Here is a 13,682-nt window from a genome sequence, read left to right as displayed (position 1 = left end):
TCTTCCCGATCAGATATAAGCGTTTGAACTACGCCGTTTTATGTATCAACCAGCCTATTGCATTCCCATCTAAAAGATAAAATGGATAGATTCATTATAAACATTTTCGACCCGCTTCGCAAGAACTATTGCAAATCCTTTCCTTTCCAAAAGAGGGAGGCTTTCCTATCCATATGCTCCCCAAAAGCCCGATAGACAGCAAAACGCCGCATCGGATGGACCATCCGATGCGGCTATCTCATTTTTAACCTTGCGCTCCCTTCAGACGCCTGCGCACCAGGCGCGCTGCGCGGGAACCTTTTTCTTGCGTTTTCCCCCTGGGCCCGGCCACCCCACGGGCGGTGCGTGCAGCTGCAACGCGGATGCCCTCCTGCACGACCCTGCGGTGCATTTCGTCCAGCGCCTCGGACTGCCTCACAACGTCCGCACGGGCCGTCTCGAAGCCCACCGTGCGGACGACCACCGCCTTCTCAATCTGGGCCACCTGCTCCCCGGCAGCATCCTTGACGGACGCTTTCAAAATGGTCCTCTCCGGGTTCTCTGTTTGGACGCGGGCCACCTCCAGGTTTTTCCCAACCGCATAGGCCTTTCCATCCTCGCCTGTCAAGACGAGCTTGCCTGGCTTCGCAAGGCCGGATGCGGGCTTCACTTGGATCCCGTTTTCTTTCAGGGCTTCTTGCAAAAGCTGCCCATCGATCTTCTTATGCTTCATCATGGCTGTTCACTCTTTCTCCATCAGCCGCTTGCTGATAATGGCGGCCTGGTTGAACACGCACACCTGCGTCTCCACATAGGAGAGCTGCAATTGGTCGAAATCCGGCGTGCGCGGGAAGTCCAAATAGGGCTGCTCCGGCAAATGGAACGTCCCCACAATCAAATCAAACCGGTATTGCTTATAAAGATAATCGCAAAACGAACAGCGCAGTTTTTTGAAGCTGCTCCGCTCCACATGCGTTTTCTCTATCAAATAGTCGATCACCTGCGCGTATTCCTCCACGAACCACCGGTAGTCGTCCAGCTTGCGCAGGTCTAAAACTGGGCCAGTGGGTTCAAGGACGCACTCCAAAACAGCGCGGTTGTGTACATCCTCCCCAAATTTCCGGGTCGGCCTTGTCGTCCACCAGCGCGCCAAAGAGGCATCCAGATAAAAGTATACCCCATTCCCCAGCCAATGCTCATCGTTTGCCTTAACCCGGAACGCGCCTGCCAAAATTTTCTCCGCCCGTTCCCGGTCGGTACCATGGTATGCTAAAAACCGCATATGTTTCACATCCCCACGTTTCTCCTTTTTTATTATACCATCTTTTTTCCACATTGCCAATGCTCCAATCCCGCCGGGTTCCCCCTCCGTTCCTCCCGCCGGGCAGCCGTTTTTATGGTTTTGTCGTCTTTGTTATAGTATATGGCGCTTTATGAAAAGAAGCGGCGGCACATTTGCGCTATAATACCAATAAAGGCGGGCGTTAGCCCATGCAGGAACCGCGCGGAGCCTCCTACGCCGCCGGGGATATGGAATCACGCGCCCTGCCTTCCACGCGCCTTTTTACCGTCCTGTAAATGCGTTTGGTTTTCAAAGCCGCCATACATTTCTGATGTGTACAAACAAGCCCAGCCGCTTTGCTGGGCAACCATAGGCGCTACAATGGGCACTGTGTGTTTTTCGCGGGCACACAGTGCCCACATTCCGGCCTTAAATGCATAGGATGGGCAGCGGAGAAGGAAGGGACGTTCGGATTTTTATCCAAAAACTTGCTTGCAAGTTCGGCAAAACATCCCCTTGACTTCCATTATCCCCGTATATAAAATGAGCACGAATATTTTCTTACGAAACCATATTTGCTTTTTATGAAAGGAAATGAGGATTATGGAGAAATACAGGCATCAATTGGGACGGCGGGCGACGATGATGGTCGCTGGCATTTTATTGATCGGCATCAGCGTGGGATTGCTCCGCTTGGCTGCATTCGGGGTTGACCCGTTTTCCTGCATGAATATGGGCATCAGCGGTTTCCTGGGCATGAGCTTTGGAAACTGGCAGTTGATCGCCAATATCCTGTTGCTGATCGTGGTGTTTTTTACAGCCCGTTCATTTATTGGGTTGGGGACCGTCGTCAATATGGTATTTGTGGGGTATATTGCAGACTTTGTGTGTTGGCTGGCCCAAGACGCGGGGATGGAATCCCCCCTTGCCCTGCGCATTGCCCTATTGCTGGTTGGCATCGTCATGACCTGTGCGGGGGCGGGGATTTATATGGCTGCGGATTTGGGCATCGCACCCTATGACGCAGCAGCCTATGTCCTTTTGAAGGCAATCAAAAACCGCATCGCCTTCCGTTGGGCGCGCATCATCACAGACTTTGTCTGCGTGGGCATCGGCACCCTCTTCTGCCTATTGGCAAACAACGAGCTCTCCGCTATTGTTGGCGTCGGCACCATCATCACCGCCTTTTTGACAGGCCCGCTGATCCAGTTCTTCCGCGTCCACGTTGCAGAGCCCTTACTTGGGCAAGAGCGGAAAGGCGTCGATTGCCCGGCTGCGATTGAAGAAAATGCATAATCATTCATTTTAAATACCAATTTTTATATATTTGCCTTCTAAATTATGGTATAATAACGGAAAAGAGCTTTGCATCTGAAAAAGATACGGCCGCTTGAGGGCCATCCGCGCAATCCACTGCACCATTGGGGCACAGTATATCCCGTTACATAGCCCCGTGTGCCATTTGAATCGGTCCACTTTGTGCCGCGCACTCTGGTTTTGTATGGGCGCCGTCCTGTACAGGGCTGTTTTCCGGCGTAAAACGCAGGCGGACGCCAGAATCTTTTCGCACTGGCAGAGCAACCGTCTGTGACCACCGAAAAAGGAGGCAGAATCGTGAAAAAGCAGAGCAAAGGCAAAAAGCGGATCGTCCTGTCCGGTGTTGCCGTGCTGACAACGCTGGCCCTGTTGGCGGGCGGCACCATGGCATGGTTTACCGCATCGGCGCGGACTTCCAAGCAGGCGTCCTGGACATCGAGGTGAGCACCTCCACCGACGGCCCTATTACCCAGGACATGACCTTCACCAACCTGCGCCCCATGGAGTTGGAATCCTTTGAAGCGGAACTCAATGGGACGGATTTTGAGGGTAAGGCGGCGGATGAGATCGTCAACCCCAATACGGATGGCTTTGATCCTCTCCCGGTGTATTTCCACCCGGTCACGGTGACAAACGTGGGGTCGCTGCCCGCACAGGTGCGCTTTACGATGGAGGACGCGGGCCCCTGCAACGGAACCATCGCCAATCTGGTGGACAACGGCTTTGGCGGCGTGAAACCGGGCGACCCGGCCCAGGTCGATTGCGAGGACAAGTACAACCTCAAGGACGTGCTGAAGGTCTATGTCTACGAAAATGTGGACGGCGCCTGGCAGCGCGTACCGGACGTAAACCTGAACGCCGAGAGCTGCGAAGGCTCTGAAAAATCGTATTACTTACCGTTTGATTCCACCGATCCTCTGGGCGCGGGCGCAGACACCGTGACCTATGTCATCGCGGGCTATCTGCCCGGGGCGACCACCGGAAACGCTTACCAGGCGGCGCATTACCACGGCGCATTGCAGGTAGAGGCACTCCAGGTAGATGCGCTCCAGGAGGACCAGCCGCCGGTAGATCTGCCGGAGGACGCCGTCCTGTGGGAAGGCAACGGCCACTATTACAAGGTCTTTTCCGGCCCAAATTCGGAATACCCGCAGTTGACATGGGAAGAAGCCAAGCTTGCCTGTGAGCAGCTCGGCGGACATCTGGTAACCATTACCTCCTCAGAGGAACAGGACTTTATCGAATCCCTGGACAGTACCACCTGCATCGGGGAATGGAGCGTCTGGATTGGGCTGAGCAGACCGGAAGGAACCGGCCCATGGACATGGATAACGGGCGAGCCATATGAATATACGCATTGGGCCAACACTGAACCGAGCGGTGATGGATCTTGCGTAGCTATGCGGACGAAAAACTATGGTTATGGTTGGAACGATGCCGACGCTAATACTCCATTTGCTTATGTTTGCGAGTGGGATGTTTAAGGATTTCCGTTTCGTATCTTTGTAAAAGGCAACAGAATCGAATCATTTCAACAAAGCGCCCCCGCAGGCTTTGGCCTGCGGGGGCGCTTTATTTTTACATAGAATTTCCCTGCTTCTTAGAATGGCCCCGGAAAGGATCGGGACATTCTCCCCATTTTCCAATCCATTCCCTCCCTGTTTCATGCGGCTTTCTTCCCCATCTGCGCTCTTTTCACAAACATGTGGACTTTTTCCGGAAGACCTTTTCATCGCATAGGGCACCCCTCCCTAAAAGCAAAGCGCCAGCTGGTTCCACACTCTGCATGGAACCAGCTGGCGCTTTCTTATATGGATACAACAACGATCGTCCTATACAATAGCGGACAGCAGACCCACCCTCGCTTCAAGCCGCAAGCGCGGCGGAAACCGGGAGCCGGTCCTTCCTGTCCGGCCAACGCCCCGCCTGTTTTCCGCAGAAAATTTGGGGCCGGCCGCTGTTATTAGTCGGCGTACTTGTTCTCGTTGTTCCAGGAGTACATCTTGCGGAGCTCCTTGCCGACCTCTTCGAGCTGATGGGAAGCCTCGATGCGGCGGCATGCATTGAAGTGCGCACGGCCGTTCTTGTTCTCGGCGATCCAGCGGCTTGCGAAGGTGCCGTCCTGAATCTCGGAGAGGACCTTCTTCATCTCTTTCTTGGTGTCCTCGGTGATGATGCGCTTGCCAATCTCGTAGTCGCCATACTCAGCGGTGTCGGAGATGGAATAACGCATCATGGAGAAACCGCCGCTGTAGATCAGATCGACGATCAGCTTCATCTCATGGATGCACTCGAAGTATGCGTTCTCCGGCGCATAGCCCGCCTCGACCAGCGTCTCGAAGCCAGCCTTCATCAGGGCGGTCACGCCGCCGCAGAGCACGCACTGCTCGCCGAACAGGTCGGTCTCGGTCTCAATCTTGAAGGTGGTCTCCATGATGGCCGCACGCGCGCCGCCCAGGCCTGCGCCGTATGCCAGCGCGATGTCGAGGCAGTGGCCGGAAGCATCCTGATACACCGCCACGAGGCACGGCGTGCCCTTGCCCTCCTGGAACTCGCTGCGGACCGTGTGGCCCGGCGCCTTCGGAGCGATCATGAACACATCGACATCCTTCGGCGGCACGATCTGGCCGAAATGGATGTTGAAGCCGTGTGCAAATGCAATGGCCTTGCCCTCGGTCAGGTACGGCTCGATGTCCTTCTTATACATATCCGCCTGGCGCTCGTCCGGGATCAGGATCATGATGATGTCGGACGCCTTGGTCGCCTCCGGAACGGTCATAACGGTCAAGCCAGCTTTTTCCGCTCTCGCGCGGCTCTTGCTGCCCTCATACAGGCCAACGACGACGTCGACGCCGCTGTCCTTCAGGTTCAGCGCATGTGCATGGCCCTGGCTGCCATAACCGATAATCGCAACTTTTTTGCCCTTCAGAACGTTGATGTCACAATCGGCTTCATAATAGATCTTTGGCATAATACATTTCCTCCTTGCCGTTCGCCGGCAATAAATTTATTTGGCTGCCAGGGGATGGTTTCCCGGCAGAAGTTTGGAACAGGCCGGATTTGGCCTGGCAGACTATCAAACGATTAATTCCCTTTGCGGCGGGCCACGGCGGACCCCTTCTCGATTGCGAGCGCGCCCGCGCGCACAATCTCCTTGATGCCGTAGGGCTTGAGCAGGCTGATCAGCGTTTCCGTGCGCTCCACGCTGTCCGTGAATTGCAGGGTCAGGCAGTCCGTGGCAACGTCCACGATCTGCGCGTTCATGAGCTCCGCGATCTTCATAATGTCCGCGCGCTGCTGCGCATTGCTGCTCACCTTGATGAGCGAGAGATAGCAGCTATAGAACGAACCCGGCTGGAGCACGCGCACCTTGATGACCTGGATCACCTTGTTCAGCTGCTTTTCCACCTGCTCCACAATGTGCTCGTCGCCGTTGACGACGATGGTGATGCGGGAGATGGTATGGTCCTCTGTCTCGCCAACCGCGAGGCTGTCTATGTTGAATCCGCGGCGTGCAAACAGGCCGGAAACCTTATACAGCACGCCGGGCTGGTTCTCTACCAGAATCGAAATGGTATATTGCATGGCGCTCCCTCCCTATATGGACGGTATTTCCGGATCGACGCTGCACACCAGGATAAACGCCTTGTTGCTCTGCAACATATGCTGCGCCAACTCCTTGGCCTGTGCGTTGTTCTCCGCACGGGCCGCCTCGATGCCGTAGGACTCCGCAAGCTTGACGAAGTCCGGGTTGCCGTGTTCCAAGACGGTCCCAATATGGCGGCAGCCGTAGAGCCGGTCCTGGAACTCTCGCACCATGCCGAGGCGCTGGTTTTCCATAATAATAATCTTAATGTCCACGCCGTTTTGGATCAGGGTGCCCAGCTCGCACATGCACATCTGGAATGACCCGTCGCCGCAGACCGCTACAACCTGACGGTGGGGTTTGGCAATCTTCGCGCCGATGGCCGCGGGCACCGAATAACCCATGGTGCCAAGGCCGCCGGAGGTCAGGAACCGCCCTTCCTTCACGTTGAAATTGCGCGCCGCCCAGATCTGGTTCTGGCCGACGTCCGCGGTCAGGATGGCGTCCTCCTTCATCATGGCGGACAGGTCGCGGATAAACACGCGCGGTTCCACGCAGTCCTCGCGCGCCTCGCCGCGCGGCGGGTACTTCGCCTTTAGGCCGAACACCCGGTCAATCCAGTCCTGCGACACGTTGTTTTCCACTTTGGCCGCCAATTCGGAGAGCACCAAACGGATATCGCCCACAATCGGGATATGGGCGGTCATATTTTTGCCGATCTCCGCCGGGTCGATGTCGATATGGATGATCTTTGCCTTCTCCGCCAGGCTTTCCGGCGCAGCGACCGCGCGGTCGCCCACCCGCGCGCCGCACAGGATCACAAGGTCGGCTTCGCTCATGGCCTTGTTGGCACTGGTGCGCCCATGGGACCCGATCATCCCCAGATAATAGGGGCTATCCATCGGCATAACGCCGATGCCCATCATTGTGGCGGCCACAGGGATGCCGCTGTTGCGGGCAAACGCGATCATCTCTTCGCGCGCGCCGGCCAAGACCACGCCGCCGCCGCAGCAGATGATCGGGCGCTCCGCCTCTTTGATGGCCTGCAACGCCTTCTTGATCTGCATGGGATGCCCCTGCGTGCGGGGCTTATAGCCGATGATGTCCGCCTTGGCGGGATAGTGGAACGACTCCACCTCCTGCAATTGGATGTCCGTGGGGACGTCGATCAGCACCGGACCCGGGCGGCCCGTGGTTGCGATGTGGAACGCCTCCTTAAAGATGCGGGGCAGGTTCGCCGCATCCTTGACCAGATACGAATGCTTCGTAAAGGGCTGGCACGCGCCGGTGATGTCCGCCTCCTGGAACACATCGCGGCCCAGCAGCCAGGAGTTCACCTGGCCGGTGATCGCGATCAGGGGGATGGAATCCATATATGCCGTCGCAATGCCGGTGATCAGGTTGGTTGCGCCGGGGCCGGAGGTCGCGACGCAGACGCCGGGCTTGCCGCTCGCGCGGGCATAGCCGCTGGCCATATGCGCGGCATTCTGTTCCTGCCGCACCAAGATATGTTTGATGTCCGTTTTTGTAATATAATCATAAAATGGGCAGATCGCTGCGCCCGGATAACCGAACAAATGGGAAACGCCTTCGTTTTGCAGGCATTTCACCATGATTTCCGCTCCGCTAATCATAGGGCCACTCCTTCTCCATTAAACCGCATCCAACGCCGGTCGGTTTCCGGCGGCGGAGACCGCGTTTCTTGTCGCTTTTATTATTTAACTTATTATAGTATCGTTCCGTTTTTCCGTCAAGAGAAAGGGCGAAGGATTCTTACTGGAAAATGCAACTGGGCATGGGAAATCTTTCAGGAAGTGCCCCGCGCTCATATGCGCAGGAAGCGGGGCCCGCCAGCGCAGTCCCCGCACACTCTTCTTGGCCAGGAAAACGCGCGCCTTTTGCCCTCTCCTGCGCTGGATTGCCTTGGATCCCCCTGCTTTTTCAGGAAACCGCCCCTTCCTGCACATTCCGTATCTTCTACACCTGATTTAGAAAATTTGAAACGCCTCGGCTCTTTCTATGCAGCTTTTATATGGCTCCCTCCCATACTGCAAACGGAACCCATCCAAAATTTTACCGGAATTTTACATGGGTGCGGTGGCAGCCGCGGTGTAAGCGGTATATAGTAAGATGGAATTTTTCGATAGGAGGCGGCGCGATGCCGGAACGTTCCCTACTCAAACTACTGCCAGCGGCGGTATGCCTGGTGATCTTCCTGGCCGTGCTGCTAATTGCACGGTCCTTTTTCCGGCGGGCAACCCGCGGTGAAACGGTCCAGGCCACTGTGCGGCGGGTCGAAATGGACGGCTCCATCCCCGACATCCATCCGGATGTGACCATCCTCTATGTGTTCCCCTGGCAGGGGCGAATTCTGGAACGTCCTGTAGGCCCCCGGAAAAACATTCTGCCGCCGCCCATCGGGCAGCGGCAGAATATGCGGTACGATGCAAAAAGCGACCGGCTGCGGGAAGTCCCAACCGGCCGCCCCACGTCATGCCTGACGCTTCTTTACGGCGTGGCGCTGTCACTTTTGTCCATCGCCGGAAGCGCCTCTGCGTATTTGAGCGACAGCCCGGCAATGGCGGCGGCTGTTATCCTAGTCACCCTGGGCGGCTTCCTGTTTGCCGCCGTTTTCTCCACCATCCGGCACCGAAGGGATTTCCGGAAGCGGCTAGCCAACGGGAGCATCCAACCCGTTCCGGCGGTGTTCCAGGGATATGTCCGCCGGGAGGACGCTGAGAACAACCGCGTCAACGTCCCCGTCTATCTCTGTTTCTGGGGCGGGCGGACCTACCGCATGGAAATCGGCATGGGCCGCCGGCCCTATCGGCCCGGCGAACGGGTCACACTCTACCGGGACGTCCAGACGGGGCGGGTGCTGGAAAGCCCCTTTAAAGCGGGCTCGCGCCGGCGTTCCTCCTGAGATACCGGCGGAGTCCATCATCCGTTCATGTATTTCTCCATCACGTCTTTGTAAAACTGCCGGTAGAGGGACGAATCCCCTGTATCGAGGTTCAGTCCTTCGTTGGTCATATTGTCCACGCCGGCCACCGACCACGTTTTGGCGTTTATCACTGGATACCGCCCCCGATCCAGGCACAGCGGTGTGTACGTATCTTTCCACCGCTCGCTGTTTTCCGGAGGATTATCAAAGAACATCAGGTATTCGCGCCCTACATCCGACGGCATATAGTTTCCATAATGGACCAACGTCTGTTGACCATCCTGCTCTTCCACATAATACTGCTCGGCAATCTTGATGACGTCGCCCACTTCGAAATCGCCCTTATACACTTTGGTAATTTCAAACGAGGAAACCGTTGCGCCGTAGAGAACAATCCCGGCTTCGCTTTGCAAATCTTCAGTTGCATCATCTTGAAATTTACCCTGCACGATGTACTTGGCATGGTCTTCCAGCTCTTCCAGGGAACCCGCATCGAAGAGTGTGTCTGCATAGATACTCCTCGTTTGCATTTTTTGGCTGCATGCGGAAAAAATGACCGCTGCCAAAACAAACATTGCCAAGGATGAAAGCCATGCGCGCCTGCTCACAGGAATTCCCCCTTTTCCCTTTTATCTATAATAACGATGGCTTTTTTGTTTTAGGGACAATGTTAAGGAAACAAATTTAGATCGTGATGATTTTTCACGCACAATTGCAGAAGCGGCCAGAAAACATTTTACATAATCCCAAGGACGCTCCACATATAATCACGGGATTACGCAAACAAATTCATGCATACAAAACGAACCGCTGCGGAACCCTCTTCCGCAGCGGTTTGTTTTTCCTTCCGCAGGGCTTCCTGCGGAAAACATATACTCTTGTAAGTGATTGCTTCCTCTGGCGAACCCTAACCAGAGATTCACAAAAACACACGGCGTGCCTGCAAATTTTCCCACGCCTGCAAGGAAACCCCTTCCTTCGTGGTATTATAAGTGAGAGGGGTGAAGGACGTGCGCACAAACGCAGAAATTGAGCGCGTGGTGAACGAATACGCCACCATGCTGCTGCGCGTAGCATATTCCCAACTGAACAACCGGACGGAAGCCGAGGACGCCGTACAAGAGGTCCTCTTAAAATATATGGAAAAAGCACCGGTCTTTCAAAGCGAGGAGCACGAAAAGGCCTGGCTGCTCCGCGTGACGGTCAACCACTGTAAAAACCACCTGGCTTCCGCATGGTTTCGAAAGCGGGCGGATTTGGACGAAGGCATCCCAGCGCTGGACAACGAGGAACTCGAAGTGGTCTCCGCGGTTGCCGCCCTGCCTGCCAAATACCGCGCGGTGGTCCACTTATACTATTTCGAGGGCTATTCCACCAAAGAAATTGCAGAGATCCTGCACAGCCGGCCGAATACGGTTTCATCCCGTCTCAGCCGTGCGCGTGCGTTGCTGGCAAAAGCCTTGAAGGAGGAAATCGTATGAAACAGGAATACCAATCCGCCTACCGAAAATTGAACGCGGATCCAGCATTCCGCGACCGCCTGATCCGCACCCTGGAAGAGCATCAGGAACCCAGGCGCACGCGGCCGCGCTGGATGGTCCCCGTTGCACTGGCCGCCTGCCTGATTCTCCTCTTTGGCCTGGGCGTGCCCACCATAAAGCGCGTTTTACAGCCCATTGAGACGGTTTCCAGCGCGCCCACTGCCAACGAAGGGGTAATCTTAGGCAGTGACGGCCTCTACCGCGACAGTGAAATCACCAACATCCTATGCCTTTGTACGGACGACGGCGGAGATGGCAACGCCCTGATGCTCGTCTCCGTGGACCAGCGGGGCGGCGGCTTCAAGCTCAGCAGCTTCCTTCCCAGCTTGCGGGTCAAAACCTCGGATGACCGGGAACAAGCGCTTTCCGCCCTCTTCCAAACCGAAAAAAACGGGGACGAGGCGGTCTCGTTGATCCAGCAGAATTTCGGCCTAGCCGTGGATGGCTATCTCTGGATCGATGCCAGCGACATGGAAGCGGCCATCAACGCCATTGGCGGGCTGACCATGGAACTCTCCGAAGAGGAAGCCGCCTATTTTGCACTGAGCAGCTCGCAGGACAGCTTCCTAGAGGGCGGTTTTACCGCTGGGGAACACACACTGACCGGCTCGCAGGCGCTCTTTTTTACGCGGGTGCGCATGGGCACGGACTACGACCGCATGATCCGGCAGCAGAAACTGGCGGAATCCCTGCTCCGGCAGATTTGGAACGATCCCTCCAGCGCCTCTGAGTTCTTGGGGGCACTCCTGCCCAAAGTGCGGACCAACCTGAGCTTGCCGACCGCAATGGAATTTGCCTCCGAACTGGAATCTTTCCCGGGAAATTTCCTCTCCACCCACACGGTCCCCGCCGACGACCCAGACGCCGGTGGCGGCGCCACAGACGATCTCAGCGCAATGGCCCAGGAATTGATCGCCTTTGTCTATGGCAGCAATGTACAGCAGACAGGTGTGATCCGCGGTGAAGACGGCCTATACCGCGACGCCCAGATCGTCAACATCCTGCTTTGGGTCGGGGCGGAGGATTCCTCCGCGAGCAGCGTGATGCTCCTTTCATTTGATAATACCGGCCAGGCCCTCCGCCTGGTCGATTTTGCCCCGGGGCTGGCCATCCAGGTGCCGGTCTCCGGGGAACAGCCCATTGGGGAGGTCGGCGCGGAACCCGGGAGCGGCGCCCTGCTGTGTACCGCTGTGGAAGAGACGTTCGGCGTGGCAATCGACGGCTATGTGCGCGCCGGTTATCCCCAGGCGGTGGAGGCCATCGACCGGATCGGCGGGGTTCCGATGTCGGCCGCCGTGGAAATCAGCGCCGCTCTCTCCGAAACGTCCGGCGTCGATGGGGAAGTTGCCGCCGGCCCCACTGTTCTAAGCGGGGAAGAAATCTTCGCCGCCTTACAGCTTTGGGAGGGGTCCGATAGCAATATGGGCAATCACGAAGTCGTCCTGCTGACGCTGATGCAGCAAACACAGGAGTCCGAACCGGACGCACTCGCGGCGGATCTCGCGCCGCTGCTTGAGACCGACATCTCTGAAACCGACCTCTCCAGCATACTGAAGGACCTTCCGGACGCCCTTGCCACCGTGCCTGAAATCTGCCAAGTCCCCATGGATTTCACGGGACAGGCTGTGGACGGCGGCATCCTGTATGCCGACCTCCCCACATGCGCCCAGGGACTCGCCCAATTCCTCTATGACATCCAGCCGGAGGAAAAAAACAGCGCGGACGTCATTCCGGAGGAGGCCTCCTCTGTTGGGAATACCAATAGCAACCTTGCAAACGGCGGCATTGCGGTGGACGGCGGCGACGGGAGCGTCTACTACATCAACGCTGTGGACAACAACCGCATTTACCGTTGGGATTCGGTACACAATACGCAGACCGCGCTGACCGACGGCCCGTGCCTTTCCCTGAACATCCTGAACGGGGACCTGTATTTCATCAACCAGCTGGACGGCGGGATCTACTGCCTCCCGGCCAAATGGAACCTGACCATCCCCATCTCCGTTGAGAAGCAGCCCCACAGCGACTTAATCGTCACGGACGAATTCCTCTACTATATCCGCGGCGGGGAGATCTACCAGCGTGAAACGCGCCCCGTAACGGACGGTTCCAATGTTAGCGAGGAAACGTTGCTTCCACGTGTAGGCGGCAACCTGCTGGACATCCAGTGGGACGGCGGCAAGTTGTACTATTTTGTACAGGCGGACGAGAGTTCCCCGGATGGGAGCCCCAAAATCGCCATGTACCACGACGGCGGCGAGCCGGATTTCCTCTTTTCCAACGATTCGGACGCCAGCCAGCCCTATATATTGGACGGTTCCGCGCTCTACTACGCGGAAAACGGAAATATCCACCGTGCCACGCCGGACGGGGCCGACGCCGTCCTGTTCACCGTCTCCGACCTGGTGCTGTCCCAGTACCGTACACAGCCCGACGGCTCCATCATCAACGCCCCGGCCATTTTCCCCGATGTGGAATCGTTTGCTGTAGCGGACGGCACTATGTACCTCTCTACCAACCGCCGGCTCTACTGTGTAAACTTGCGGGCGCTGGAGGAAGACGCCGTTCAAGAATCGATCACCCAGGTCCTGCCCGCGACGGGCACCTTCGAGAACCTTTGCCTGACCGAAGAATCCCTTTATTTTATGAGCGATGGAGAAACCGGCGGCGTCTATTGGCAGACCTTCCGCATGCCGCTGAGCGGCGAATACGCAGAGGGGTTATAAACCCTCTGCCGCTTGGGACGCCATATAGAAACCCGCATCTTTTTTACGGCAATCGCCACATGCCGGAAGAGGTTCCCCACACCGGTGCGGCGCCACAATCGGATAGGGCCAGCATACACAAAGGCGGCATCCAAACGAGGCTCTTCCTTTGTATGCAACCGGAGCCTCTAAACCGCTGTGCAATAGGTGCCTATTCCCTTTAAAACACAGGCCACCTGGACAGCGTTGCTTTAAAAAGGGCCGCGTCCTATCAAAAATGCTATAATGAAAGCCGCCGGGATAATCCCAGCGGCTTTTTCGATCAAAG

General features: G+C 56.6%; 12 protein-coding genes. 6 read left to right on the top strand and 6 right to left on the bottom strand.

The features are described 5' to 3' along the window. Nucleotides 1–244: 244 nt before the first annotated feature. Together B5F54_RS11790 and B5F54_RS11785 are read right to left on the bottom strand one after the other, a co-directional pair. Complete coding sequence (locus B5F54_RS11790) at nucleotides 245–715, bottom strand: hypothetical protein (protein WP_087234426.1); 471 nt, start codon at nucleotides 713–715, stop codon at nucleotides 245–247. 6 nt (nucleotides 716–721) lie between these two features. Further along, nucleotides 722–1,261: a hypothetical protein gene (locus B5F54_RS11785; RefSeq protein ID WP_140400374.1), complete on the bottom strand. Its 540-nt coding sequence runs from the start codon at nucleotides 1,259–1,261 to the stop codon at nucleotides 722–724. Nucleotides 1,262–1,864: 603 nt separating this feature from the next. On the opposite strand from B5F54_RS11785, the gene B5F54_RS11780 reads away from it, so the two are divergent. The 3 genes from B5F54_RS11780 (at nucleotide 1,865) to B5F54_RS11775 (ending at nucleotide 4,062) form a co-directional block, all read left to right on the top strand. Then, nucleotides 1,865–2,557: a YczE/YyaS/YitT family protein gene (locus B5F54_RS11780; protein ID WP_191405630.1), complete on the top strand. Its 693-nt coding sequence runs from the start codon at nucleotides 1,865–1,867 to the stop codon at nucleotides 2,555–2,557. Nucleotides 2,558–2,875: 318 nt separating this feature from the next. Then, on the top strand, nucleotides 2,876–3,022 hold the full coding sequence (locus B5F54_RS17345) for a SipW-dependent-type signal peptide-containing protein (protein ID WP_172749723.1): 147 nt from the start codon (nucleotides 2,876–2,878) through the stop codon (nucleotides 3,020–3,022). Next, nucleotides 2,968–4,062, top strand: a complete 1,095-nt coding sequence (locus B5F54_RS11775) for a C-type lectin domain-containing protein (RefSeq protein WP_087234422.1) — start codon at nucleotides 2,968–2,970, stop codon at nucleotides 4,060–4,062. Before B5F54_RS17345 ends, B5F54_RS11775 begins: the two co-directional genes overlap by 55 nt. A gap of 479 nt (nucleotides 4,063–4,541) precedes the next feature. On the opposite strand, the gene ilvC is transcribed toward B5F54_RS11775, so the two are convergent. The 3 genes from ilvC to ilvB all read right to left on the bottom strand — a co-directional run bounded on the left by ilvC (nucleotide 4,542) and on the right by ilvB (nucleotide 7,798). After that, nucleotides 4,542–5,549 (bottom strand): ketol-acid reductoisomerase, encoded by a 1,008-nt coding sequence (gene ilvC, locus B5F54_RS11765; RefSeq protein WP_087234418.1) that lies wholly within the window; start codon nucleotides 5,547–5,549, stop codon nucleotides 4,542–4,544. A 113-nt stretch (nucleotides 5,550–5,662) separates the two neighbouring features. Next, nucleotides 5,663–6,163, bottom strand: a complete 501-nt coding sequence (gene ilvN / locus B5F54_RS11760; protein WP_087234416.1) for an acetolactate synthase small subunit — start codon at nucleotides 6,161–6,163, stop codon at nucleotides 5,663–5,665. A gap of 12 nt (nucleotides 6,164–6,175) precedes the next feature. Then, nucleotides 6,176–7,798 carry a biosynthetic-type acetolactate synthase large subunit gene (gene ilvB / locus B5F54_RS11755; RefSeq protein ID WP_087234415.1) on the bottom strand — a complete coding sequence of 541 codons (1,623 nt, stop codon included), beginning with the start codon at nucleotides 7,796–7,798 and terminating at the stop codon, nucleotides 6,176–6,178. Nucleotides 7,799–8,322: 524 nt separating this feature from the next. Between ilvB and B5F54_RS11745 the strand changes: the two genes are divergently transcribed. Further along, on the top strand, nucleotides 8,323–9,087 hold the full coding sequence (locus tag B5F54_RS11745) for a hypothetical protein (RefSeq protein ID WP_087234411.1): 765 nt from the start codon (nucleotides 8,323–8,325) through the stop codon (nucleotides 9,085–9,087). A gap of 17 nt (nucleotides 9,088–9,104) precedes the next feature. Here B5F54_RS11745 and B5F54_RS11740 read toward each other — a convergent pair whose 3' ends face one another. Further along, nucleotides 9,105–9,716: a hypothetical protein gene (locus tag B5F54_RS11740; protein ID WP_087234409.1), complete on the bottom strand. Its 612-nt coding sequence runs from the start codon at nucleotides 9,714–9,716 to the stop codon at nucleotides 9,105–9,107. A gap of 402 nt (nucleotides 9,717–10,118) precedes the next feature. Here B5F54_RS11740 and B5F54_RS11735 point away from each other — a divergent pair, with 402 nt between their 5' ends. After that, nucleotides 10,119–10,589 (top strand): RNA polymerase sigma factor, encoded by a 471-nt coding sequence (locus tag B5F54_RS11735; RefSeq protein WP_242969691.1) that lies wholly within the window; start codon nucleotides 10,119–10,121, stop codon nucleotides 10,587–10,589. Further along, the gene (locus tag B5F54_RS11730; RefSeq protein WP_087234407.1) at nucleotides 10,586–13,375 is read left to right on the top strand and encodes an LCP family glycopolymer transferase; all 2,790 of its coding nucleotides are present in this window, start codon (nucleotides 10,586–10,588) and stop codon (nucleotides 13,373–13,375) included. The genes B5F54_RS11735 and B5F54_RS11730 overlap by 4 nt, the downstream gene beginning before the upstream one ends. The last annotated feature ends 307 nt before the right edge of the window (nucleotides 13,376–13,682 follow it).

Source organism: Anaeromassilibacillus sp. An250, assembly GCF_002159845.1.
Lineage (GTDB): Bacteria > Bacillota > Clostridia > Oscillospirales > Acutalibacteraceae > Anaeromassilibacillus > Anaeromassilibacillus stercoravium.
This window is presented reverse-complemented; position numbering and strand designations above follow the sequence as displayed.

Coding starts and splice junctions, on each gene's coding strand:
- B5F54_RS11790 (WP_087234426.1), bottom strand. CDS start 715: ATGATGAAGCATAAGAAGATCGATGGGCAGCTTTTGCAAGAAGCCCTG.
- B5F54_RS11785 (WP_140400374.1), bottom strand. CDS start 1,261: ATGCGGTTTTTAGCATACCATGGTACCGACCGGGAACGGGCGGAGAAA.
- B5F54_RS11780 (WP_191405630.1), top strand. CDS start 1,865: ATGGAGAAATACAGGCATCAATTGGGACGGCGGGCGACGATGATGGTC.
- B5F54_RS11775 (WP_087234422.1), top strand. CDS start 2,968: ATGGTTTACCGCATCGGCGCGGACTTCCAAGCAGGCGTCCTGGACATC.
- ilvC (WP_087234418.1), bottom strand. CDS start 5,549: ATGCCAAAGATCTATTATGAAGCCGATTGTGACATCAACGTTCTGAAG.
- ilvN (WP_087234416.1), bottom strand. CDS start 6,163: ATGCAATATACCATTTCGATTCTGGTAGAGAACCAGCCCGGCGTGCTG.
- ilvB (WP_087234415.1), bottom strand. CDS start 7,798: ATGATTAGCGGAGCGGAAATCATGGTGAAATGCCTGCAAAACGAAGGC.
- B5F54_RS11745 (WP_087234411.1), top strand. CDS start 8,323: ATGCCGGAACGTTCCCTACTCAAACTACTGCCAGCGGCGGTATGCCTG.
- B5F54_RS11730 (WP_087234407.1), top strand. CDS start 10,586: ATGAAACAGGAATACCAATCCGCCTACCGAAAATTGAACGCGGATCCA.